Genomic DNA, 21,515 nt, shown 5'->3' with positions numbered 1-21,515 from the left:
GGCTTTTCTCCCCTTCCTTTTCTTCCGCCGCCTAGACCATCATGGATTTCATCAGCATCGTCGGCATCCTCCTCGCCGGCATCGCCATCATCGGTGGTCAGATTCTGGAAGGCGGGCATGTGGGCTCCCTGCTGCAGGTCACGGCCTTCGTCATCGTCATCGGTGGCACCGCCGGTGCGGTCATGCTGCAGAGCACCCTGCCCACCTTCCTGCGCGGCATGCGCATGGTCAAATGGGTCTTCGTGCCGCCGCCTCTCGCCGCCGATGCCCTCATCCAGTCCATCACCCAGTGGAGCACGACGGCGCGCAAGGGCGGGCTGCTCGCCCTGGAACCCGTGATCGATGAAATCGCCGACCCCTTCGTGAAAAAAGGGCTGCAGATGCTCGTCGATGGCGCCGAGCCGGAAACCCTGCGGGAGACGCTGCAACTGGAAATCGACGCCTATGAGGAACAGCAGCGGCAGGCGGCGCGGGTGTGGGAGTCCGCCGGCGGCTACGCGCCCACCATCGGCATCCTGGGTGCGGTGCTGGGGCTCATCCACGTCATGGAGAATCTCTCCGACCCCTCCAAACTGGGGGCGGGCATCGCCGTCGCCTTCGTCGCCACGGTCTATGGCGTGGGTTCGGCCAACCTGCTGTTTCTGCCCATTGCCAACAAACTGAAGGGTATCATCGCCCGCGAGATCACCCTGCGCCACATGCTGGTGGAAGGCCTGGTCTCGGTGGCCAATGGGGAAAACCCGCGCCTCATCGAGCGCAAGCTGCGCGGCTTCCTGGCTTAGGGCCTCAAGAAAGCGGGGGGTGCGCCGATAAGGGTTTACATCCCCTTGCGAGGGGGACGCAAACAGGGCTGCCCACAGCAAGCCTCCGCTTCCCCAAGGGACCAAACCGCCGGACTTCCATGCGCCGCAAAAAACATCAGGACCACGAAAACCTCGAACGCTGGCTGGTTTCCTACGCCGATTTCATCACCCTGCTCTTTGCCTTCTTCGTGGTGATGTACGCCATCTCCTCCATCAACGAGGGCAAGTATCGCGTCCTGTCGGATGCCCTGCTCAACGCCTTCCGCAATGCGCCCTCCTCCCTCAACCCCGTCGAATTCGAAACCCGGCTCTCCCCCGGCACCGGCACGCAGCCCATCAAAGCGGCGCCGGTGAAGAAACCGGATGCCGAAGTGGATCCGCGCCTGCGCAAACAGACGGAAAACATGAAACGCATTGCCCAGGATTTGCTGCAGGTGATGGCGCCCCTGGTCAAGGAAGGGCAGGTGCGCGTCACCCAGAGCCAGCGGGGGGTGACCATCGAAATCAATGCCGCAGTGCTGTTTCCGCCCGGCTCCGCCACCCTGCAGGGGGAACCGGTGAAGGTGCTTTCCGCCGTGGCCCAGATCCTCGCCCGCATCCCCAACAAAATCCAGGTGGAGGGACACACCGACGACACCCCCATCAACACCCCCCTCTATCCTTCCAACTGGGAGCTGTCCACCGCCCGCGCCGCCAGCGTGGTGCGACTGTTCGAGGCCAACGGCGTGAGTCCCGACCGCTTGGTGGCGGTGGGCTACGCCGCCAACCGGCCTCTGCTGCCCAACACGGACGAACAGAACCGGGCACGCAACCGCCGCGTCACCATGCTGGTCATTGCCGAAACACCGGAAAAGGTGAAGGACATTCCCATCGCCGGGGTGTTGGGCGAAGGCAACGGCAAGGCCGGCGAGTGAAGTCGCGTGTCAGGCCTTGCCCAAGCGGCGGCCGGAGGAAGCGCCACAGGGCTGGCCGTCGGGCCCGTAGAAGGGTGGCAGCGAGGGCGCGGCACCGCGGAGGATGGCAAGGGCCTGCTGGTTGTGCTTTAGCCGCACCGTGATCAGGGCGCCGTTTTCCTCGTTAAGGGTACGCGCTGCCCGCGCGGCGTCGAGGAGTTCCTGCCAGAGGGTGAGCACAGTGCGGCCCGTCGCCCCGTCGAGCTTTCTGCACCAGGCCTCGATGCCCGCCAGGTCGGTGGCACCGGTGTGGGCGCGCAACGCCTGGTTGCGTGCCTCCCCCAGCCGGCCTAGCCGCATCACCTCTGCCGATTTGCGTTGGGCAATCGCCAGCAGCGCGTCCGGGTCCCGGCCTTCGAGAGCAGTTCGTTCCTCCTTGAGGAGATCGAGAAAGGCGCGATAGCCATCCCGTTCCTCCCGCAGCAGCGGGAGCAGGGCATCAACGATGGGTTGGCCGGACATGGCGCTAGCCCTTGCGGGAGAGCACCATTTCCTTGACCGTGGCGATGAGCCGGTCGGCGATGGCGTCCGGGTTCACCCTGAAGCGGCCTTCGGCGATGGCCTGTTTGATGGCCTCGACCCGTGCCGTGTCCACCACTTCCACCTGTTCCAGCTTGCTCTCCAGTGCCTGCAACTGGGCGGACAGGGGCGTGATGTCCACTTTCTCCGCGGACGAGGAGGAACCAGAAGAAGCCCGCTTCGCCCCGCCGGCGCCCGATTTTTTGGTCGTCGCCTGCGTGGCCTGGGGCTTGCCCACCGGCTTGGAAGAGTTGTCGATTTTCAAGGCATGTCCCTTCGCTGATGAGTGAGCGGGACCACCGCCCGCCTTGGCTAGAATTTCGACTGTCGGCAGCGAAACTTGAGCCAAAGGCATGACAAAGCTGCAATCGCTCATCCGGCACAAAGCCGCCATCCACAAGGCTTTTGGCCCGGCCCCGGCCTCGACTCCGGGACCAGGCAACGGCCGGGCTGACCCCCACAGTGTACCACCAAGCGCCGCGGGGGACGCTAGAAGGCCACCTCCACGCTGCCATCCGCCCGGGCGGTGCCGGTCACCGTCTGGCCGCTTGAGGTGCGCACCTGCACGGTCTGACCCGCAGCGGCATTGGTGAGGGCGCGGCCTTCCGAAGTGACGCGGAATCCCCCCCCTTGGGCGATGAGCTTCACCACCTGACCCTGGCGGATGACCAGGGGCGCCTTCAGCATGTCCTGCCGCAGGGGGTAGCCCGGCATCAGGCCCACATTCAGCACCTGCCCCATGGCCTGCGCCGGATCCGTGAGCACGCCCGGTGGCAGTCGGGTCAAATCCTGGGTCTGTAACGACAGGTCTTCCGCGGTCAGGGTGCGTCCGGCACTCAAGGGCCGAGCCGCCACCACCACCGGTGCCTGGATGCGCACGGTGACGGGGACATAGGCGGTCCAGTTCGCCCCCGCCACGCACCGCACCCCCACATTGGCCTGTCCCCAAAGACGCACCCCCGCGGGGAGAAAAGCCTCCAGCCGCTGGCAGCGGGGCAGATTGAGGCCTCTATCGAGCTCCCCCACCTCCACGCTGATCTGCCCCGGCTGGCCGGCGAGCTGCTGGAACACGAATTGCTCCACCACGTGGCGCACCGAAGGCGGAGGCATTTCGGCCTGCGCCATGCCGGCAGCAACAAGCCAGGCGAGCTGACAGCATGCCCACACCTGGGCTAAAGTTGGACGCGCGGCCCGCCGAAATAAAAAACACGACCTCCTTCGCACGCAAAGATTGTAGCAGTTCACGCCCACGGCGACCGAAGCATGCCTCCTTCGAACAACCCCACCGAGCTTGCCCGGGAAACCCTGAAACAGCTCGCCGCCCGGCGCATTGCCCCCACACCGGAGAATTACCAGCGCATCTATCGGGAACTGGCGGGCTTGGCACCGCAAACTGCCGCGGCGGAAGGGGTGGAGGAAAATCTGGCCCGCGTGCTGGAGAACCTTGCCCGCCGCCTGCCGGCGCAGGGTGGGCCGCTGCGCCAGCTCGCCAAGGCGGTGGAGGAGCGCAACTGGGAGGCGTTCACCACCACGCTGGAGGGCCTCGTCCAACCCCGTGGCGAGGCGCAGGCCAACTGGGCAGAGATCATCCGCGAGCTCATCCGCCAGTGGGACCTGAAACAGCCGGGTCTCACCACCCTGCGCAAGAAAGAGGCCCTGGAGCGGGTGCTGATCAACTTCGGCCGCAATGGGGAGGAGCTTGCGGTCAAGCTTGCCGCTTTGAGCCGTGCCTGGGCGGAAGGCGCCGCGGTGGCCAGCGACATCGAACTTGCGGCCCCCGCTGAACCTGCTGCCGAGCCGGCGGCAGACCGCCGGGGTTTGCCGGTAAACGTCGCCGCAGCGGAGGATCTGGCCGCCTCCCTGGCGGAGCTCCTCGCCCAGGCCCTCCTCCAGGGCGTGCGCCCGCGTCTCGGTCATCTGCCGGCGCTGGCGCGCGAGGCCGAGCGCCTTGCCGACGAGGCACGCGTCGCCCGCAGCCCGGAAGCCTTCGCCGCCCTGGCCCGGTCAATGCGGCAGTTCTGGATCCAGGTGGAACTGCAGACCGAGGCCGAAACGGGCGTCATCGAAGGACTGAAGCGCCTGCTTGAGCTCGTCATCGATAACATCGGCGAGCTTTTGCTGGACGACCAATGGCTGCGGGGGCAGCTCATCGTGGTGCAGGAAATCATCCGCCAGCCCCTCGATAGCCGGGTGATTGCCGATGCCGAGAAGCGGTTCAAGGAAGTCATCTTCAAACAGAGCACCCTCAAGCACAGCCTCAACGAGGCCAAGGCCACCCTGAAGAATCTGGTCACCGTCTTCATCGAACGCATCGGCGAGATGTCGGAAAGCACCGGCGGCTACCACAGGAAGATCGAGCGTTACACGGAAATCCTGAGCAACACCGAGGACCTGCCCACCCTCAACCAGGTGCTGCAGGACATCCTCGCCGACACGCGCAGCCTGCATCTGGACATGATCCGCTCCCACGACGAACTGGTGGCGGCGCGGCAACAGGTGGAGGCGGCGGAGGCCCGCATCCGTCAACTGGAGGCGGAACTGGAGCAGGTGTCAGACCTCGTCTATCAGGATTACCTCACCGGCGCCCTGAACCGCCGCGGCCTGGAAGACGCCTTCGCCCGGGAATTCGCCCGTTCCGAGCGCCACGGTACGCCCCTTTCCATTGCTCTCCTCGACGTGGACCATTTCAAACGCCTCAACGACACCTATGGACACGAGGCAGGCGACCAGGCGCTGCGGCATCTGGCGCAGGTAATCAAGGCAATCCTGCGGCCCAGCGATACCGTTGCCCGTTACGGCGGAGAGGAATTCGTCATCCTCTTTCCCGACACCACGCTTGAGGAGGCCGTGAAAATCATGACCCGCCTGCAGCGGGAGCTCACCAAACGCTTCTTCCTCCACGACAACCAGCGCATCCTCATCACCTTCAGCGCCGGCGTGGCCCAGCGAGAAGGGCGTGAATCCGCCGACTCGCTTTTGAGCCGCGCCGACGAAGCCCTCTATCGGGCCAAGCAGGCCGGGCGCAACCGGGTCTTTGCCGCCCCAGCCGGCAACGCCACCGCCTGAGCCGGCAAACTTTGCCGGCCGCCCTTGCCGTTTTTCTTCCGCCCCGCCACAAACCCCCATCCAGAAGTGGAAAACCCGCCGCGGCCATGACCTCCGCCGCCTGGCACGCTTGCTGCTAGTGCTCTCGCAGCCAAGAGACAAAGAGGACCGCCATGATCGGCAAACTGGAACACGCATTCGATGACTATGCGGTTGCGCTCAAGCTGCGGAGTTACCGCCAGCAATTGCTGGCCTCCAACATCGCCAATGCCGATACGCCCCATTACAAGGCGGTGGACATCGACTTCGGCCAGGCCTTGCACCAGGCCCTGGCGGGCTCGGCGCTTCGCACCACCCATCCGCGCCATCTTACGGCAAGCAACAGCGGGCCCTTTGGCGTAGCGGTGCTCTATCGCACCGACGTGCAGGGCAACATCGACGGCAATACCGTGGACATGGACCGGGAGCGTGCCCAGTTTGCGGAAAACGCCCTGCGCTATGAAGCCCTCGTGCGCCTGCTCAACGTGGAAATCCAACACCTCAAGGCCGCCCTGCGCACCCAGTGAGGCACGCCCATGTCCCTTTTCAATGTCTTCAACATCGCCGCCAGCGCCCTGACCGCACAGTCCCAGCGCCTCAACGTGGTGGCAAGCAACCTGGCCAATGCGGAGAGTGCCACCAGCGCCAATGGCGGCCCCTACCGGGCCAAACAGGTGGTCTTCCAGGCCATCCCCCTAAGCGGTGCGGGTCTCAGCCAGGGCGCGGCGGTGGTGGTGCGGGAGGTGGTGGAAGATCCCTCTCCCCTGCGCCGGGTCTATGATCCCCGCCATCCCGCCGCCGACCGGGATGGCTATGTCACCTATCCCAACGTCAACGTGGTGGACGAGATGGTGAACATGATTTCCGCCTCCCGCTCCTACCAGAACAACGTGGACGTCATGAACACCGCCAAAACCATGATGCTCAAGCTGCTGACCCTGGGTCAGTGAAAGGATGGATGATGACTGCCATCAACCCGCTTGCTGCCACGACACCCGGTTCCAGCGTGCGCCCCACTGACACCGTGGTCGCCACCGAGGACCGGTTCCTGAAGCTCCTCATTGCCCAGATGCGCAACCAGGATCCCTTGAACCCCCTGGACAATGCCCAGGTCACCTCGCAGATGGCCCAGCTTTCCACGGTCACCGGCATCAACAAGCTCGCCCAGCTTCTGCAATCCCTGAGCGCCAGCTTCAACACCGCCCAGTCCCTGCAGGCGGCAGGCATGATTGGCCGCGGGGTGCTCACCGAGGGCAGCCTCCTTTTGCTGACGGGCGGCAGGGCCCTGGCCGGTTTCGAGCTCGCCGGCCCCGCCGACCATGTCCTGGTGCAGATCAAGGACGGCAACGGCCAGCTCGTCTATGCCAATGACCTGGGGCCGCAGCCGGCGGGCATGAATGTCTTCCAGTGGGATGGCCTCCGTGATGACGGGACCGCTGCCGCCGAGGGCACTTACCGCTTCGAAATCCAGGCCACGCAAAACGGCCAGCCGGTGACCGCGACCCGCTTCAGTCACGGCACGGTGACCAGCGTGAGCCTCGACCGGGACAACGTGGAACTCAATTTGCTTGGGCTGGGGTCGGTGACCCTGAGCCAGATCAAACAGATCATGTAGCCGAGCCGAGAAGGAGAACACCATGAGCTTCCAGCAAGGACTTTCCGGACTGAATGCCGCGGCCAAGAGCCTGGATGTGATCGGTAACAACGTAGCCAACGCCTCCACCGTCGGCTTCAAGGCCTCCCAGGCGCAGTTCGCCGATGTCTATGCCGCCTCCCTCGCCGGCGCGACGGGACTTGCCGCGGGCATCGGCACCAAGGTGGCCACCATCGCCACCCAGTTCACCCAGGGCAACATCACCATCACCAACAATCCCCTGGACATCGCCATCAATGGCAAGGGCTTTTTCCGGGTGGATCAGCAGGGCACCATCTACTACACCCGCAATGGCCAGTTCCAGTTGGACAAGGACGGCTACATCGTCACCGCCGCCGGGGAGAAACTCACCGGTTACGCCGCCAATTCCCTGGGCCAGATTCTGCCCGGCGCGCTGGTGAATCTGCAGCTTTCCCAGGCCGACATTGCCCCCTCCGCCACTGCCAATGCCAATGTGCTGGTGAATCTGGATTCGCGGCAGACGCCGCCCACCAACCCGTTCAACTATCTGGACCCCACCACCTACAACAGCTCCACCTCCATGACCCTCTACGACAGCCTGGGCAATGCGCAGACCTACACCTTCTATTTCCGCAAGACGGCAAGCAATACCTGGGAGGTCTACACCAGCCTGACCAACCCGGCGGGCACCACCACCCTGCTCAGCCCCACACCCACCACCACGCTCAACTTTGATACGGCAGGCGCGCTGACAGGCTGGACGCCGACGGCGATCACCATCCCCGCCGGCACCCTGGGCACAGGGGCGGCCGCCCTCAATTTCACTCTGGATTTCACCGGCTCCACCCAGTTCGGCAGTCCCTTCTCGGTGAATGCCATCACCCAGGATGGCTACACCTCGGGACGCCTGACCGGTTTTGCCATTGATGACAAAGGCGTGATCCAGGCCCGCTATTCCAATGGCCAGAACAAGCCGCAGGGTCAGGTGGTGCTGGCCAACTTCACCAATCCCCAGGGCCTGCAGCCCCTGGGCAACACCCTCTACGCCGAAACCGCGGCTTCCGGTCAACCCCTGGTGGGGGCACCGGGCACAGGCAGCCTGGGCGTGGTGCAGTCCTCCGCCACCGAGGATTCGACGGTGGACCTCACCGCGGAGCTGGTGGCCATGATCACCGCCCAGCGGGTGTACCAGGCCAATGCGCAAACCATCAAGACCCAGGACGCCGTGCTGCAGACCCTGGTCAACCTGCGCTAAGCGCTGAACCATGGACCGCCTCATTTATCTCGCCATGACTGGGGCCCGCAACGTGCTGGCGCAGCAGGCCACCAACAGCCACAACCTGGCCAATATCAGCACACCGGGCTTCCGGGCGCAGCTCGACGCCTTCCGCGCCGTGCCCGTGGTGGGCGCGTTGCTGCCCACCCGCACCTATGCGGTGGATGCCACGGTGGGAACGGATTTCCGGCCCGGTGTCATCCAGACCACGGGGCGGCCTCTGGATGTGGCCATCAATGGCCGCGGCTGGATCGCCGTGCAGGCGCCGGATGGTTCCGAGGCCTATACCCGCAATGGCAGCCTGCAGCTCACCGCCAATGGCGTGCTGCAGACCCGGGACGGTTTCAATGTGCTTTCGGATGCTGGCCCCATTTCCGTGCCGCCGGATACGGAGCTCACCATCGCCAAGGACGGCACCCTGTCGACGGTGCCCGGCACCAATCAGAAAAACCAGCTCACCGAGGTGGGACGCATCAAGCTGGTCAACCCGCCGGAGGGCGACCTGGTGCGGGGCGAGGATGGCCTGTTCCGGTTGGCCAACGGGGGACGTGCGCCAGCCGATGACACGGTGTTCCTGCACGTGGGGGCGCTGGAGACCAGCAACGTGAATCCGGCGGAAATCCTGGTGAGCCTCATCTCCCTGCAGCGTCAGTTCGACATGCAGATGAAGCTTTTGCAAAACGCCGAACAGAATGCCGCCAAGGCCGCGGCCCTGCTCAACCTCAATGGATAACGCATCATGATTCGTTCCCTCTGGATCGCCAAGACCGGGCTCGATGCCCAGCAGCTCAACATCGACGTGGTCGCCAACAATCTCGCCAACGTCAGCACCACCGGCTTCAAGCGCAGCCGTGCCGTGTTCGAGGACCTGCTCTACCAGACCCTGCGCCAGCCCGGGGCGAAATCCTCCCAGCAGTCGGAGATTCCCTCCGGCCTGCAACTGGGTACCGGGGTGCGCCCCATCGCCACGGAACGCATCTTCACCCAGGGCAACCTCACCCAGACGGGCAACCCCCTCGACCTCGCCATCAACGGCAACGGCTTTTTCCAGATCACCCTGCCCGATGGCACGACGGCCTACACCCGCGATGGGTCTTTCCAGATCAACAGCCAGGGTCAGTTGGTGACGGCAAGCGGCTACACCGTTGCGCCGGCCATCACCATCCCCGCCAACACCTTGAGCATCACCGTGAGCCCTGACGGCATCATTTCCGTGCAGCAGGCGGGCAATCCCACACCGGTGCAGGTGGGCCAGCTGCAACTGGCGAGTTTCATCAATCCCGCCGGTCTGCAAGGCATGGGGGAAAACCTCTATCTGGAAACCGCCGCCTCCGGCGCGCCCTCCACCAACACGCCCGGCACCAACGGGCTGGGCGTGCTCAACCAGGGCTACCTGGAAACCTCGAACGTCAATGTGGCGGAGGAACTGGTGAAAATGATCGAGGCGCAGCGGGCCTTCGAACTCAATTCGCGCGCCATCACCGCCTCCGACCAGATGCTGCAGCGCCTAGCGCAACTGTGAGGTGACACCATGAAACGCCTGCTTCTCCTCGCCGCCTTTCTGACCACCGCCTGCAGCACCGTGCCCCCCACCAACGTGCACCAGCCCATGACGGCGCGGCCCGCGCCGGCAGCGGCCCCGGAGAGAACCGATGGCGCCATCTATTCCGCCAATACGGCGCTTTCCCTCTTCGAGATGAAGCGGGCACGCAATGTGGGCGACATCCTCACCATCCAGATCAACGAGAAGACGGCGGCGACGAAGAAAGGCAATAGTTCCGCCAGCCGCCAGAGCAGCAATGCGGTCAGTGTACCCACCATCCTCGGTCTGCCCGGCAAGTCCTTCCAGGGCATGGAGTTGTCCACTTCCGGCAACCACAAATTCGAAGGCAAGGGAGAAAGCAACAGCAGTGACACCTTCACCGGCACCATCACGGTGACGGTGATCGAGGTGCTGCCCAACGGCAATCTCCTGGTCTCCGGGGAGAAACAACTGGGCATCAACCAGGGCACGGAATACATCCGCTTCTCCGGCGTGGTGGATCCTGCCACCATTGGCTTCGGCAACACCGTCTCCTCCACCCAGGTGGCGGATGCCCGCATCGAGTACCGGGGCAGCGGCTATGTGGACGAGGCCCAGATCATGGGCTGGCTCGCCCGCTTCTTCCTCACCTTCCTGCCCTTCTGAGGAGGCCATGCCATGGCGACCCGTCGCATCCTCATCCTCCTGCTCCTCACCTTTTTGCCGGCCCTTGCCGCGGCGGAACGCATCAAGGATCTGGCCATGGTGCAGGGGGTGCGCAGCAATCAGCTCATCGGTTACGGCCTGGTGGTGGGGCTGGACGGCAGCGGCGACCAGACCACCCAGACGCCGTTCACGGTGCAAAGCATCGCCAACATGCTGACCCAGCTCGGCGTGAACCTGCCGCCCTCGGTGGCGGGAGGCCTGCAACTCAAGAACGTCGCCGCGGTGATGGTCACGGCGAGCCTGCCGCCCTTTGCCAAGCCGGGGCAGACCATCGACGTGACCGTCTCCTCCCTCGGCAATGCGAAAAGCCTGCGCGGTGGCACCCTGCTCATGACGCCCCTCAAGGGTGCCGACGGGCAGGTCTATGCCATCGCCCAGGGCAATGTCCTGGTCAGCGGAGCCGGCGCCGCGGCGGCGGGCAGCAGTGTCACCGTCAACCACCTGAGCGCGGGGCGCATTCCCGCCGGCGCCACCGTGGAACGCGTCGTGCCCACGCCCCTGGGCCAGGGGGACGTGGTGCATCTGGAGCTCAACCAGGCCGACTTCACCACCGCCAACCGCGTCGTGCAATCCATCAACAACGCCTTCGGCCCCGGCATGGCGACAGCCCTGGACGGGCGCCTCATCCAGGTGCGCGCCCCCCGCGAGGCCAGTGCCCGGGTGGCCTTCCTCGCCCAGGTGGAGAACCTCAACGTGATCGGCGGCGATGCCCCGGCCAAGGTGGTGCTCAACGCCCGCACCGGCTCGGTGGTCATGAATCAGGCCGTGCAGGTGGACACCTGCGCCGTGGCCCATGGCAATTTGTCGGTGACCATCACCAGCGAGCCCCGCGTGAGTCAGCCCGCGCCCCTGGCCGGCGGTCAGACCGTGGTCACCGAGCAGGCGAGAATCGAGGTGAAAGCGGAAAAAGGCAATCTCGTCACCATCCCCACCAGTGTCAATCTCGCCGAAGTGGTGAAGGCTTTGAATGCGGTGGGGGCCACCCCCCAGGACCTGCTCGCCATCCTGCAGGCGATGAAGGCGGCGGGTGCCCTGCGCGCCGAACTGGAGATCATCTGATGCTTCCCCTCGCCGATGCCCCTTTGCTTGCCGCCGACCCGCGGGCGATCACCGCCCTGCGGCGCAAGGCGACGGTGGAGGAGACCTCCAGCCTGAAGGACATCGCCCGAGAATTCGAAAGCCTTTTTCTCGAGCTCATGCTCAGAAACATGCGCGCCAGCATCCCGGGCGGTCCCCTGGACAGTGAGGCCACCCGCCTCTATCGCGAACTGGCGGATCAGCAGCTTGCCCGCAGCCTCGTTCAGTCGGGCAAGGGGCTGGGGCTTGCCGATAAACTCGCCGCCCAGCTGCAGGCCCAAACCCGCGCGCCCCATGCGCCTGCGGCCTCACCGGAGGCATTGCCCCTGCGCCGGCAGCCCCCAGCCCCTCCCGTAAAGGGTGAGTTGCCGGGCAGCGACATCACTCCCCTCCTTCCAGCCGCGCCGCGCCCGGCGACGGCAAAGGCCTTCGTCGAGGCAGTCTGGGAGCCGGCTGTGGCCGCAGCGCGTCAGGTCAGGGTTCCCCCAGCCTTCCTGGTCGCCCAGGCGGCGCTGGAATCCGGTTGGGGACAGCGGCAAATACGGCTGCCCGATGGGCGCGCAAGTCACAATGTGTTCGGCATCAAGGCCGGGGCAGACTGGTCCGGTCCCAGTGTGGAGGTCACCACCACGGAATACGAAAACGGCCTGCCCAGGCTCCGCACGGCCCGCTTCCGCGCCTACTCCTCCTATGCCGAAGCCTTCGCCGACTATGCGCGGCTTTTGACCCAATCCCGCCGCTACGCGGCCGCCGTGGGCGCCGCCGACTTTGCCACCTTCGCCAGGGCCTTGCGGGAGGCGGGCTATGCCACCGATCCGGCCTATGAAGAGAAGCTTGCGCGGGTGATGACGAGCAGCCTGTTCCGGGAGGCCCTGGCGTGATTCAAGAAATCCCCCGCCCTGCCGTTAACCCAATGGTCGAAACCGGGCAGAGCCCGGTCTCGACGGGAGACCGGTCATGACCAGCAGCATCATCGATATCGGCGTGCGTGCCCTCAACGTGGCCCAATATGGCCTGGTGACCACCCAGCACAACATCGCCAATGTGAACACCCCGGGCTTTCACCGGCAACAGATCACCCAGTCCACCCTTCTTCCCTTCAGCACCGGCGCCGGCTGGCTGGGCCAGGGGGCGAAGGTGGACACCGTCAAGCGCATCTACAACGAGTTCCTGGACAACCAGGTGCTGGCGGCCACGGCCCAGAGCGCCTTTTTCGACACCTATTCCTTCCAGGTGCGCCAGGTGGACAACCTCCTCGGCGACCCCGACTCGGGGCTCGCGCCGGCGTTGCAGCAGTTCTTCACCGCCGTCCATACCGTGGCCAACGATCCCGCCTCGGTGCCGGCGCGCCAGCTCATGCTTTCCAGCGCGGAGGCCCTCGTCGCCCGCTTCCATGCGCTGGATGAGAGACTGCAGGGCATCCGCCAGGGGGTGAACACCCAGCTTGCCGCGGTGACGGCGGAAATCAATAGCTACGCCAGCCAGATCGCCCAGATCAACGAGAAAATCGTGCTCGCCCTCAACACCAACCGGCAACCCCCCAACGATCTTCTCGATCAACGGGACCAGCTCATTGCCGAATTGAACGAGCGGGTCCGGGCCAGCGTGGTGAAACAGGACGACGGCACCTTCAATGTCTTCATCGGCAACGGCCAGCCCCTGGTGGTGGGACAGGTGGCCTTCCAGCTCGCCGCCGTCCGCTCGCCCCTCGATGCCGACAACCTGGAGGTGGTGCTCAAAGCGGGCAGCAGTGGACAGATTCCCCTCAATGAAAGCGACCTCACCGGCGGCCGCCTGGGCGGGCTGCTCGCCTTCCGGCGCGAAGTGCTGGAGGCGGCGCAGAACGGCCTGGGTCGCGTCGCTCTGGTGCTTGCCGAGACCTTCAACAACCAGCATCGCTTGGGGCAGGACCTGCTGGGTGCCCTGGGTGGCAATTTCTTCACCATTGCCAGCACTTCCCCCACGGCAAAGGCAAGCAGCAACAACACGGGGAGCGGCATTCTCACCGCCACCCTTGACACCACCAATGCCGGGGCTGCTGCACTCACCACGGGCAGCTACCGGCTCACCTACCGGTCCGGCACCAATGACTATCTGGTCGAGGATCTGCTCAACCACACGAGCAGCGTCGTTGCCCCGGGTACGCTGGCCACCGCCATCCCCGGCCTCGTGCTTTCCATGAGTGGCACCCCCAATGATGGAGACAGCTTCCTCGTGCTGCCCACCCGCTATGGCGCGCGGGATGTTTCTGTTGCCATCACCGACGTGAACCGGATCGCCGCCGCCGCCCCCATTCGAGCCCAGGCAAGCGCTTCCAACACGGGCAGCGGCACCATCACGCCGGGCACCGTGGATGCCACCAGCCAGCCGCCCCTCAATCCCAACCTGCTCCAGCCGGTGACCATCACCTTCACCAGTCCCACCACCTACGATGTCACGGGGACAGGAACGGGAAACCCCACGGGGCTGACCTACACACCAGGGGCCAACATCAGCTACAACGGCTGGATCGTCCAGATCAACGGCTCGCCGGCTGCCGGCGACACCTTCACCATCGGCCCCAACACGGGCGGCATCGCCGACGGCCGCAATGCGCTGGAGCTTGCCGCGCTGCAAATCCGCAACCTCGTTGCCGGCTTCACCGCCACCTATCAGGGCGCCTACAGCCAGATGGTGAGCGCGGTGGGCACGCGCTCCCAGGAAGTCCAGATCAACGCCAAGGCCCAGGCCGCGCTGCTCACCCAGACCAAACAGGCGCAGCAGGAGCTCTCGGGGGTGAATCTCGACGAGGAGGCGGCCAATCTGCTCCGCTACCAGCAGGCCTATCAGGCCGCGGCGAAGGTGATCCAGACCGGCAGCCTGCTTTTCGAAACGATTCTTGAGCTCCGCTGAGGGAGGTTCACCATGCGTATCAGCAGCGGCATGATCTATGAACTGGGCGTTTCCGCCATCCAGAACCGGATGGCGGAACTCGTCAAAACTCAGCAGCAACTGGCCGCGGGCCGGCGTGTGCTGGCGCCCAGCGATGACCCGGTGGCCAGTGCACAAAGCCTGCAGCTCAAGCAGTCGCTGAGTGTTGCCCAGCAATACCAGGCCAATATCACCCATGCCACCAATGCCTTGAGCCTGGAAGACAAGGTCCTCGCACAAATCACCCGGGTCATCCAGGACGCCAAGGTGACCGCGGTCAATGCCGGCAACCCCACCCTCTCCCCGGACAACCTCAAGGCCCTGGCCACGGAACTCAAGGGCCGCTATCAGGAACTGCTGGGTCTGGCCAATACCCAGAATGGAGATGGCCAATACCTCTTCGCCGGCTATAAAAGCAACGTCAAGCCCTTCACGCAATCCTCCGGACCCGGTGTGTATGCCGGCGACACCGGCGTGCGCAGCGTGCAGATTTCTGCCTCTCGCCGCATCGCCATCAACGACAACGGGCAGGACATCTTCCAGCCGGGCGTGCCGGGGCAGGATGTTTTCAAGACCCTGGACGATCTCATCAACCAACTGGGTAGCGGCAGCATCACGCCCGCCCAATTGAGCGCGGCCCTGTCCGGATTGGACAATGCCCTGGGCAACGTCCTGCGCGTGCGCGCCGGCGTGGGTGCGCGACTGCGGGAGTTGGATGCCACCGACGGCACCCATGCCGACAGCGTCCTGCAATACCAGGCGACGCTATCCGTCCTGATGGACCTCGACTACACCAAGGCCATCACCGATCTCACCCGCACCCAGACCTCGCTGGAAGCGGCGCAGAAATCCTTCCTCGCCGTAAGCCAACTCTCCCTCTTCAACTATCTCGGAGGCTGAGGCGCATGTCCTGCCCAAGTGCCGGGCCAAAAGCCCCGGCGGCGGCGCCTTGACCCGGAGGGTCGTGGGCGTTTACCATGCGGCCACCCGCCCGGACAAGAACCACAACACATGGCCCGAGTTCGCCGTCTCTTCCTCTGCCTTTCTTTGCTCGCTTCCCCCCTCCTGGCTTACGCCGGCGAGGCAACCGAGCCCGCCGCGGGGATCACCCAGCTCGCCCATCTGGGCCAGCCGGAGGCGGCGGCGGAAGAAGAATCGCCCAGCATCATCAGCATCGAGAGTCCGCCCGATACCATCGAACCCCTGCTACGCGCCATCGAGGGCCAAGGGGACCCGCGCACCGATTTATGGGCGCGGCTTCGCGCCGGCTTCGCCCTGCCCGAGCTGGACACACCGCTGGTGGCGGAAAACGAAGCCTGGTATGCGGAGCGTCCCGAATACGTGGCGAGGATGCTGGAGCGCAGCCGGCGTTATCTCTTCTACATCGTGGAGGAAGTGGAACGCCGCGGCATGCCCACGGAGATCGCCTTGCTGCCCATGATCGAGAGCGCCTTCAACCCGCAGGCCTATTCGCGCGCCAGAGCCGCCGGCATCTGGCAATTCATGCCGGGCACGGGGCGCACCTTCGGCCTGCAGCAGAACTGGTGGGTGGATCAGCGCCGCGAGGTGCTCGCCGCCACCCGGGCGGCCCTCGACTACCTGCAGAAACTTTATGCCCTGTTCGGCGACTGGCACTTGGCGCTTGCGGCCTACAATTGGGGCGAAGGCAACCTGAGCCGCGCCATCGCCCGCAACCAGGCCCAGGGACTCCCCACCGATTACCTGAGCCTGCGCCTGCCGGTGGAAACGGCCAATTACGTGCCCCGCCTGCTCGCCGTCAAACATCTCATCCAGCGGCCGCAGGATTTTTCCGCCAATCTCGGCCCGCTGCCCAACGCGCCCTATTTCGCCCAGATCACCCTGAACCAGCACATGGACGTGGCAGTGGCGGCGCGGTTGGCAGAAATCCCCCTATCCGAGTTCCTTTCCCTCAATCCCCATTACAACCGTCCCATCATCCACGTCCGGGAACCCACCACCCTGCTTCTGCCCGTGGACAAGGCGGAGGTGTTCGCGCGCAACCTGGAAAACTACGGCAAACCCCTGGTCTCTTGGCAGCCCTACCAAGGCAGAAGGGGGGAACGTCTGGACAGCATCGCCCGCCGCTATGGCATCAGCCTGGCCCGTCTGCGGGAGGTCAACAGTCTCGATGCCCGCACCCGTCGCTTAAGCCATGGGCAGCTTTTGCTGGTGCCGGCAACGGCGGAGAAAAAAGCATCCGATGTGGCTTCGGCGAGCAGGGATGAAGCGTCCCCCCGGCAGATCACCTATGTGGTGCGCCGCGGCGATACCCTGGCCACCATCGCGCGCAAACACGGGCTGACGGTAGAACAACTGAAAGCGTGGAATCGGCTGACTTCGACGCGGCTTGTCCCCAACCAGAAGCTCGTCGTGGCAGCCGCTCCGCTCAAGCTCGCGCAGGCAAAACCCCTTGAAGCGGGCAAACCCTTGAGCAGGAAAGCGGCCCGCGAGCCCAGCCGTCCCCTCCGCTACACGGTGCGCCGTGGCGACACCCTTTATGGCATCGCCCAGCGCTTCGACGTGGAAGTGGATGATCTGCGCCGCTGGAACAGGCTGGGCCGCAAAGATCGCATCCAGCCCGGCGACGTGCTCGTCCTCGCCCGCGCCGGCTGACTTCCTCTACTCTCCACTGGGTTGCCTCAATAGAGGTGGCAGCACACCCGGCGGCCATCCACTTCCTTTTCCTCCGGATAATGTTCCCGACAGACGGGCATGGCCTGGGGACAACGGGGATGGAAATGACACCCGGCGGGAGGATTGGCGGGCGAAGGCAATTCCCCCGCCAGACGGATCACCGGGCGGCCGCTTTTTTCCACCCGTGGCACCGCAGACAGCAGAGCCTGGGTGTAGGGATGCGCCGGGGCAGCCAGCACCTTTTCCACCGGGCCCGTTTCCACGATGCGGCCCAGATACATCACCGCCACTTCGTGGGCGAGAAACTCCACCACGGCGAGATTATGGGTGATGAAAAGATAGCTGAGGCCCCGCTGCCACTGCAGCTCAGCGAGCAGATTGAGGATCTGCGCCTGCACTGACACATCCAGGGCACTGGTGGGTTCGTCGCAGACAAGGAGCCGGGGATTCACCGCCAACGCCCGGGCGATGGCGATGCGTTGCCGCTGGCCCCCGGAGAATTCGTGGGGATAGCGATGCTTGGCTTCCACAGGCAGCCCCACCGCCTCCAGCAGCCGTTCCACTTCTCTCGCCCGTGCCGCGCCCTCCTTCACCACATTCAGTGCGGCCATGCCCTCTTCCAGGATGTCTGCCACCATCATGCGCGGATCGAGGGAGGCGAAGGGATCCTGGAACACGATCTGGAAGCGGCTGCGCAGGGGCCGCAGACGGGCCGGGGACATGCCCGTCAGCTCCTCCCCCTGGAATTGCACCGAACCGCCAGTGATGGGGATGAGGCGCAGGATTGCCTTGCCCACCGTGGTCTTGCCGCAGCCCGACTCCCCCACCAGGGCCAGTGTGCGCCCCGCTGCCAGACTCAAGGAGAGGCCATCCACCGCCTTCACCTGGCCCACCATGCGCTGGAACACGCCGCGGCGGATGGGGAAATACACCCGCAGGTCGCGCACCTCGAGGAGCGAGCCGGACTCGCCGGACGGCGGCGGCGCTGAGACCACCCCGGTGGAGGGGGGGCTGCCGCCTTGGGGTGGCGCCGTCAGCCCCAGATGACAACGCACGCCATGGCCGCCGGTCTCCACCCACGGTGGGGTCTCGCTGCGGCAGCGCTCCCAGGCGAACTCGCAACGATCCTGGAAGCGGCAGCCCGGCGGCAGCCGGTCAAGGGGCGGCACCATGCCCGGGATCACCGCCAGCGGCTCACCGCGCCTCGTCCTCCCGGGCAGGGCGGCGAACAGCTTGCGGGAATAGGGATGCAGAGGATGGCGGAAGAAGGCCTCGCGGGGCGCGCTTTCCACCACCTCCCCGGCGTACATCACCGCCACCCGGTCGGCCATTTGGGCGACCACGCCCAGATCGTGGGTGATGAAGAGCAGCCCCATGCCGGTTCGCTGCTGCAATTCCCGCAGCAGCGCCAGCACTTCCGCCTGGATGGTGACGTCCAGCGCCGTGGTGGGCTCGTCGGCGACGAGCAGCCTGGGCTCACAGGCAATGGCCATGGCGATCATCGCCCGCTGTTTCATGCCCCCGGAAAGCTGGTGCGGATAGGCCTCCAGGATGCGCCCGGGGTCCGGCACGTGCACCGCTTCCAGGAGCGCCTGGGCGCGTCGGCGCAATGCCTCGCCGCGCAGACCCTGATGGCGGGCGAGCCCCTCCGCGATCTGGCGGCCCACGGTGAGCACCGGGTTCAGGCTGGTCATGGGCTCTTGGAAAATCATGGCCACCCGCGCCCCCCGCACGTGGCGCATGGCCACCTCCGGCAGGGCGAGGAGCTCCTCCCCCTCGAGCCGGATGCTGCCGCCGACGATGCGCGCCGCAGGAGGGAGCAGGCGCAGGATGGAGAGCGCCGTCACCGACTTGCCGCAACCGGATTCGCCCACCAGCGCCACCGTCTCACCCCGCCGCACTTCGAGGCTGACGCAATCCACCGCGCGCACCGTGCGCCCGGCGCTGGCGAAGTGAACCCGCAGGTTGTGGATACGAAGCAGTTCAGGGCCAGCCATCAGGCCACCCTCGGATCGAAGGCGTCGCGTACCGCGTCGGCGAAGACGTTGGCAGCCAACACCAGCACGAACATGAAGACAAACGCCGCCGTGAGCAGCCACCACACCATGGGTTCCCGGGCGAGCTCAAGGCGTGCGCCATTGATCATGTTGCCCCAACTGTGCATGGACGGGTCCACCCCGACCCCGACATAGGCGAGCACCGCCTCGGCGAGCACCAGCCCGCTGAATTCCAAAGTGAGGGTGATGAGCACGATATGCATCACATTGGGCAGCACATGGCGCATCATGATGCGCGCCGGACCGACACCGAAGGCTTCCGCCGCCTGCACGAATTCCATCTCGCGCAGCTTGAGCGTCTCCGCCCGCAACAGGCGGCACAGGCCGGTCCAACTGGTAATCCCCAGGATCATGCACAGAAACAGCAGCCGCAGATCGGCGCGCTCCACCAGCGTCAAGTCGGGGAGCTGATCCATGCGCACCTGCAGCACCAGCACCGCGGCGGCGATCAAAAGCACACCGGGAATCGAATTCAGAGTGGTGTAGAGATACTGGATGACATCGTCCACCCAGCCGCGGAAATACCCCGCCATGATCCCCAGGGCCAGGGCGAAGGGAAGCATCACCAGCGTGGTGAGGGTGCCGATGATGAGACCTGTGCGGATGCTCTTCAGGGAAAGATAGAAGACATCCTGCCCCACCTTGTCGGTGCCGAAGATGTGCCATTCCGGCGTCCAGTGGCCGGCCAGACAGGCCAGCCAGAGCAGGACACCGAAGGTGGCGAGCATGGTGCGCCAGGGCAGCGCCGTCTCACCCCTCATAAGACGCATAAGGCCCGCACCCCACGTGACGCCATGGCGCCGGGCAAGCCCCACGGCCACCAAGGCCACCGCTGCGGCCCAAAGGAGAAGCGCCACCCCTGTTGCGCGCACGGCGCGCAGCAGGATGTCGGCTTCCCGCCGGCCGAGATCGTCGCCCAGATGCGCACCGCCGTAACGCAGCCGTGGATAGAGCCGCACAATGCGTCCGGCGGACACCTCCACGCTCTCCATCGCATAGAGATGGGTGGCAAAGGGGGCGGAATAGGTCTTCTCCTTCTGCTCCCGCAGCGGTCGCAGCAGTTGATCCAGGAGGCTCAGCGTCTCCGGCGCATACTGGGGTGCGGCGCCCGGTGTCTGGGTCGGCAGCAGCGGCCGGAAATGAATGGAATCCAGCAGCCCCACCGCCACGAAGGCGCTCAGGATCACCGCGGCCGCCATTGCCGCCGGCCGGCGGGCGAGCCGCCGCCACGGCGCGGCGAGGTGGGGACGCCGGCGCGCCTGCCAGGCATAGAGGGCCAGCACTGCCAGCAGCAGGAAGAGGAGAAGGTCGGTCCACAGCAGGACAGGCTGCACGGGCATCATGACAGGCGAATCCGCGGATCGACCAGGGTATAGGAAATGTCCGTGGCCAACAGGCCGACGATGTAGAGCACCGAGCCGAGGAACACCATGGCGTGAACGATGGCGAAATCCTGCTGGCGGATGGCGTCGATGGTGTAACTGCCAAGGCCGGGAATGCCGAAGAAGGATTCCAGGATCAGACTGCCCATGAACAGGGTGGGAATCACCACCACCGCCCCCGTGAGAATGGGGATGAGGCCGTTTTTCAGCACGTGGCGGAAGAGCACCGTGGCTTCCGCCAACCCCTTGGCCCGCGCGGTGCGTACATAATCCTTGCCCATCTCCTCAAGGAAGATCGTGCGGTACCAGCGGGTGCCGCTGCCGATGCCGGAGATGACCCCCACCGCCACCGGCAGCACCAGGAATTTGAAGGCGTCCCAGCCCTCCTGGTAACCGGAAATGGGGACCAGGTGCAACAGTTTGCTCACCAGGAACTGTCCGCCGATGATGTAGAAGAGGCCCGATATGGACATCATCGCCACGCACAGCACCACACCGGCGGTATCCACGTAGGTGGCGCGGAAGAAGGCGAGGATGAGGGCAAAGGTGATATTGACGAGCAGGCCGATGAGGAAGACCGGCACCGCCACCGCCAGACTGGGCCACATGCGGGTGCGGATTTCCCGGCCGATGTCGCGTCCATCGTCGGCGGCGCCGAAACGGAAGGCGAACATGGGTACGGCGCGGTGGACGAAAAGCGTATCGGTGAACCGCGCAAGGCCCGCTGCTCCCGGATTGTAGAAGAGCGGTTTGTCATAGCCCCGTTCCGCTTTCCACCTGGCGATGGCCTCGGGCGTGACGTGTTTCACACCCAGATGCAGACGCGCCATGTCATCCGGTGTGTTGACGGCGAAAAAGAGAACGAAGATGAGGACGTTCACCCCAATCAGGATGGGAATGGCATAGAGGAGACGACGGACGATGTAAGCCAGCATC

21 protein-coding genes are annotated in these 21,515 nt (G+C 65.2%); 15 read left to right on the top strand and 6 right to left on the bottom strand.

Going from position 1 to position 21,515, the window contains the following annotated elements:
* The first annotated feature begins 41 nt into the window (after nucleotides 1-41).
* Both K6T56_07430 and motD read left to right on the top strand, forming a co-directional pair.
* Entirely contained in the window at nucleotides 42-782 is a 741-nt protein-coding gene (locus K6T56_07430; GenBank protein ID MCL6556172.1) for a flagellar motor protein, read from the top strand.
* Nucleotides 783-901: 119 nt separating this feature from the next.
* Nucleotides 902-1,717 carry a flagellar motor protein MotD gene (gene motD / locus K6T56_07425; protein MCL6556171.1) on the top strand — a complete coding sequence of 272 codons (816 nt, stop codon included), beginning with the start codon at nucleotides 902-904 and terminating at the stop codon, nucleotides 1,715-1,717.
* A gap of 9 nt (nucleotides 1,718-1,726) precedes the next feature.
* Here the strand turns inward: motD and K6T56_07420 are convergent, their stop codons facing one another.
* From K6T56_07420 to flgA, 3 genes are all read right to left on the bottom strand, one after another.
* Nucleotides 1,727-2,218, bottom strand: coding sequence for a flagellar protein FlgN (locus K6T56_07420; protein ID MCL6556170.1), 492 nt, complete (start codon nucleotides 2,216-2,218; stop codon nucleotides 1,727-1,729).
* Between the two features lie 4 nt (nucleotides 2,219-2,222).
* Complete coding sequence (gene flgM, locus K6T56_07415) at nucleotides 2,223-2,540, bottom strand: flagellar biosynthesis anti-sigma factor FlgM (protein ID MCL6556169.1); 318 nt, start codon at nucleotides 2,538-2,540, stop codon at nucleotides 2,223-2,225.
* 224 nt (nucleotides 2,541-2,764) lie between these two features.
* Complete coding sequence (gene flgA, locus K6T56_07410; GenBank protein ID MCL6556168.1) at nucleotides 2,765-3,442, bottom strand: flagellar basal body P-ring formation protein FlgA; 678 nt, start codon at nucleotides 3,440-3,442, stop codon at nucleotides 2,765-2,767.
* Between the two features lie 96 nt (nucleotides 3,443-3,538).
* Between flgA and K6T56_07405 the strand changes: the two genes are divergently transcribed.
* The 13 genes from K6T56_07405 (at nucleotide 3,539) to K6T56_07345 (ending at nucleotide 17,119) form a co-directional block, all read left to right on the top strand.
* Nucleotides 3,539-5,341: a GGDEF domain-containing protein gene (locus tag K6T56_07405; protein ID MCL6556167.1), complete on the top strand. Its 1,803-nt coding sequence runs from the start codon at nucleotides 3,539-3,541 to the stop codon at nucleotides 5,339-5,341.
* 152 nt (nucleotides 5,342-5,493) lie between these two features.
* Nucleotides 5,494-5,886 (top strand): flagellar basal body rod protein FlgB, encoded by a 393-nt coding sequence (flgB, locus tag K6T56_07400; GenBank protein MCL6556166.1) that lies wholly within the window; start codon nucleotides 5,494-5,496, stop codon nucleotides 5,884-5,886.
* Between the two features lie 9 nt (nucleotides 5,887-5,895).
* Complete coding sequence (gene flgC, locus K6T56_07395) at nucleotides 5,896-6,309, top strand: flagellar basal body rod protein FlgC (GenBank protein MCL6556165.1); 414 nt, start codon at nucleotides 5,896-5,898, stop codon at nucleotides 6,307-6,309.
* An 11-nt stretch (nucleotides 6,310-6,320) separates the two neighbouring features.
* Complete coding sequence (locus K6T56_07390) at nucleotides 6,321-6,974, top strand: flagellar hook assembly protein FlgD (GenBank protein ID MCL6556164.1); 654 nt, start codon at nucleotides 6,321-6,323, stop codon at nucleotides 6,972-6,974.
* A 22-nt stretch (nucleotides 6,975-6,996) separates the two neighbouring features.
* Nucleotides 6,997-8,229 carry a flagellar hook protein FlgE gene (gene flgE / locus K6T56_07385; GenBank protein MCL6556163.1) on the top strand — a complete coding sequence of 411 codons (1,233 nt, stop codon included), beginning with the start codon at nucleotides 6,997-6,999 and terminating at the stop codon, nucleotides 8,227-8,229.
* Nucleotides 8,230-8,239: 10 nt separating this feature from the next.
* Entirely contained in the window at nucleotides 8,240-8,983 is a 744-nt protein-coding gene (locus K6T56_07380; protein MCL6556162.1) for a flagellar basal body rod protein FlgF, read from the top strand.
* Nucleotides 8,984-8,989: 6 nt separating this feature from the next.
* A complete protein-coding gene (gene flgG, locus K6T56_07375) occupies nucleotides 8,990-9,772 on the top strand; it encodes a flagellar basal-body rod protein FlgG (GenBank protein ID MCL6556161.1) in 783 nt (260 codons plus the stop codon).
* A gap of 9 nt (nucleotides 9,773-9,781) precedes the next feature.
* Nucleotides 9,782-10,438, top strand: coding sequence for a flagellar basal body L-ring protein FlgH (locus K6T56_07370; protein ID MCL6556160.1), 657 nt, complete (start codon nucleotides 9,782-9,784; stop codon nucleotides 10,436-10,438).
* 12 nt (nucleotides 10,439-10,450) lie between these two features.
* On the top strand, nucleotides 10,451-11,557 hold the full coding sequence (locus K6T56_07365) for a flagellar basal body P-ring protein FlgI (GenBank protein MCL6556159.1): 1,107 nt from the start codon (nucleotides 10,451-10,453) through the stop codon (nucleotides 11,555-11,557).
* Entirely contained in the window at nucleotides 11,557-12,456 is a 900-nt protein-coding gene (flgJ, locus tag K6T56_07360) for a flagellar assembly peptidoglycan hydrolase FlgJ (protein ID MCL6556158.1), read from the top strand. Before K6T56_07365 ends, flgJ begins: the two co-directional genes overlap by 1 nt.
* Nucleotides 12,457-12,532: 76 nt before the next feature.
* The gene (flgK, locus tag K6T56_07355) at nucleotides 12,533-14,467 is read left to right on the top strand and encodes a flagellar hook-associated protein FlgK (GenBank protein MCL6556157.1); all 1,935 of its coding nucleotides are present in this window, start codon (nucleotides 12,533-12,535) and stop codon (nucleotides 14,465-14,467) included.
* Nucleotides 14,468-14,479: 12 nt separating this feature from the next.
* Nucleotides 14,480-15,385 (top strand): flagellar hook-associated protein FlgL, encoded by a 906-nt coding sequence (flgL, locus tag K6T56_07350; GenBank protein ID MCL6556156.1) that lies wholly within the window; start codon nucleotides 14,480-14,482, stop codon nucleotides 15,383-15,385.
* A gap of 111 nt (nucleotides 15,386-15,496) precedes the next feature.
* Nucleotides 15,497-17,119, top strand: coding sequence for a LysM peptidoglycan-binding domain-containing protein (locus K6T56_07345; GenBank protein MCL6556155.1), 1,623 nt, complete (start codon nucleotides 15,497-15,499; stop codon nucleotides 17,117-17,119).
* 26 nt (nucleotides 17,120-17,145) lie between these two features.
* Here the strand turns inward: K6T56_07345 and K6T56_07340 are convergent, their stop codons facing one another.
* From K6T56_07340 to K6T56_07330, 3 genes are read right to left on the bottom strand one after another with little or no spacing between them, the layout of a single operon-like run.
* Nucleotides 17,146-19,137, bottom strand: a complete 1,992-nt coding sequence (locus tag K6T56_07340; protein MCL6556154.1) for an ABC transporter ATP-binding protein — start codon at nucleotides 19,135-19,137, stop codon at nucleotides 17,146-17,148.
* A complete protein-coding gene (locus tag K6T56_07335; protein ID MCL6556153.1) occupies nucleotides 19,137-20,537 on the bottom strand; it encodes an ABC transporter permease in 1,401 nt (466 codons plus the stop codon). The genes K6T56_07340 and K6T56_07335 overlap by 1 nt, the downstream gene beginning before the upstream one ends.
* Nucleotides 20,537-21,514 (bottom strand): ABC transporter permease, encoded by a 978-nt coding sequence (locus tag K6T56_07330; protein ID MCL6556152.1) that lies wholly within the window; start codon nucleotides 21,512-21,514, stop codon nucleotides 20,537-20,539. Before K6T56_07330 ends, K6T56_07335 begins: the two co-directional genes overlap by 1 nt.
* Nucleotide 21,515: the final 1 nt, after the last annotated feature.

The sequence above is a fragment of the Burkholderiales bacterium genome, assembly GCA_023511995.1.
GTDB lineage: Bacteria > Pseudomonadota > Gammaproteobacteria > Burkholderiales > Thiobacteraceae > Thiobacter.
This window is presented reverse-complemented; position numbering and strand designations above follow the sequence as displayed.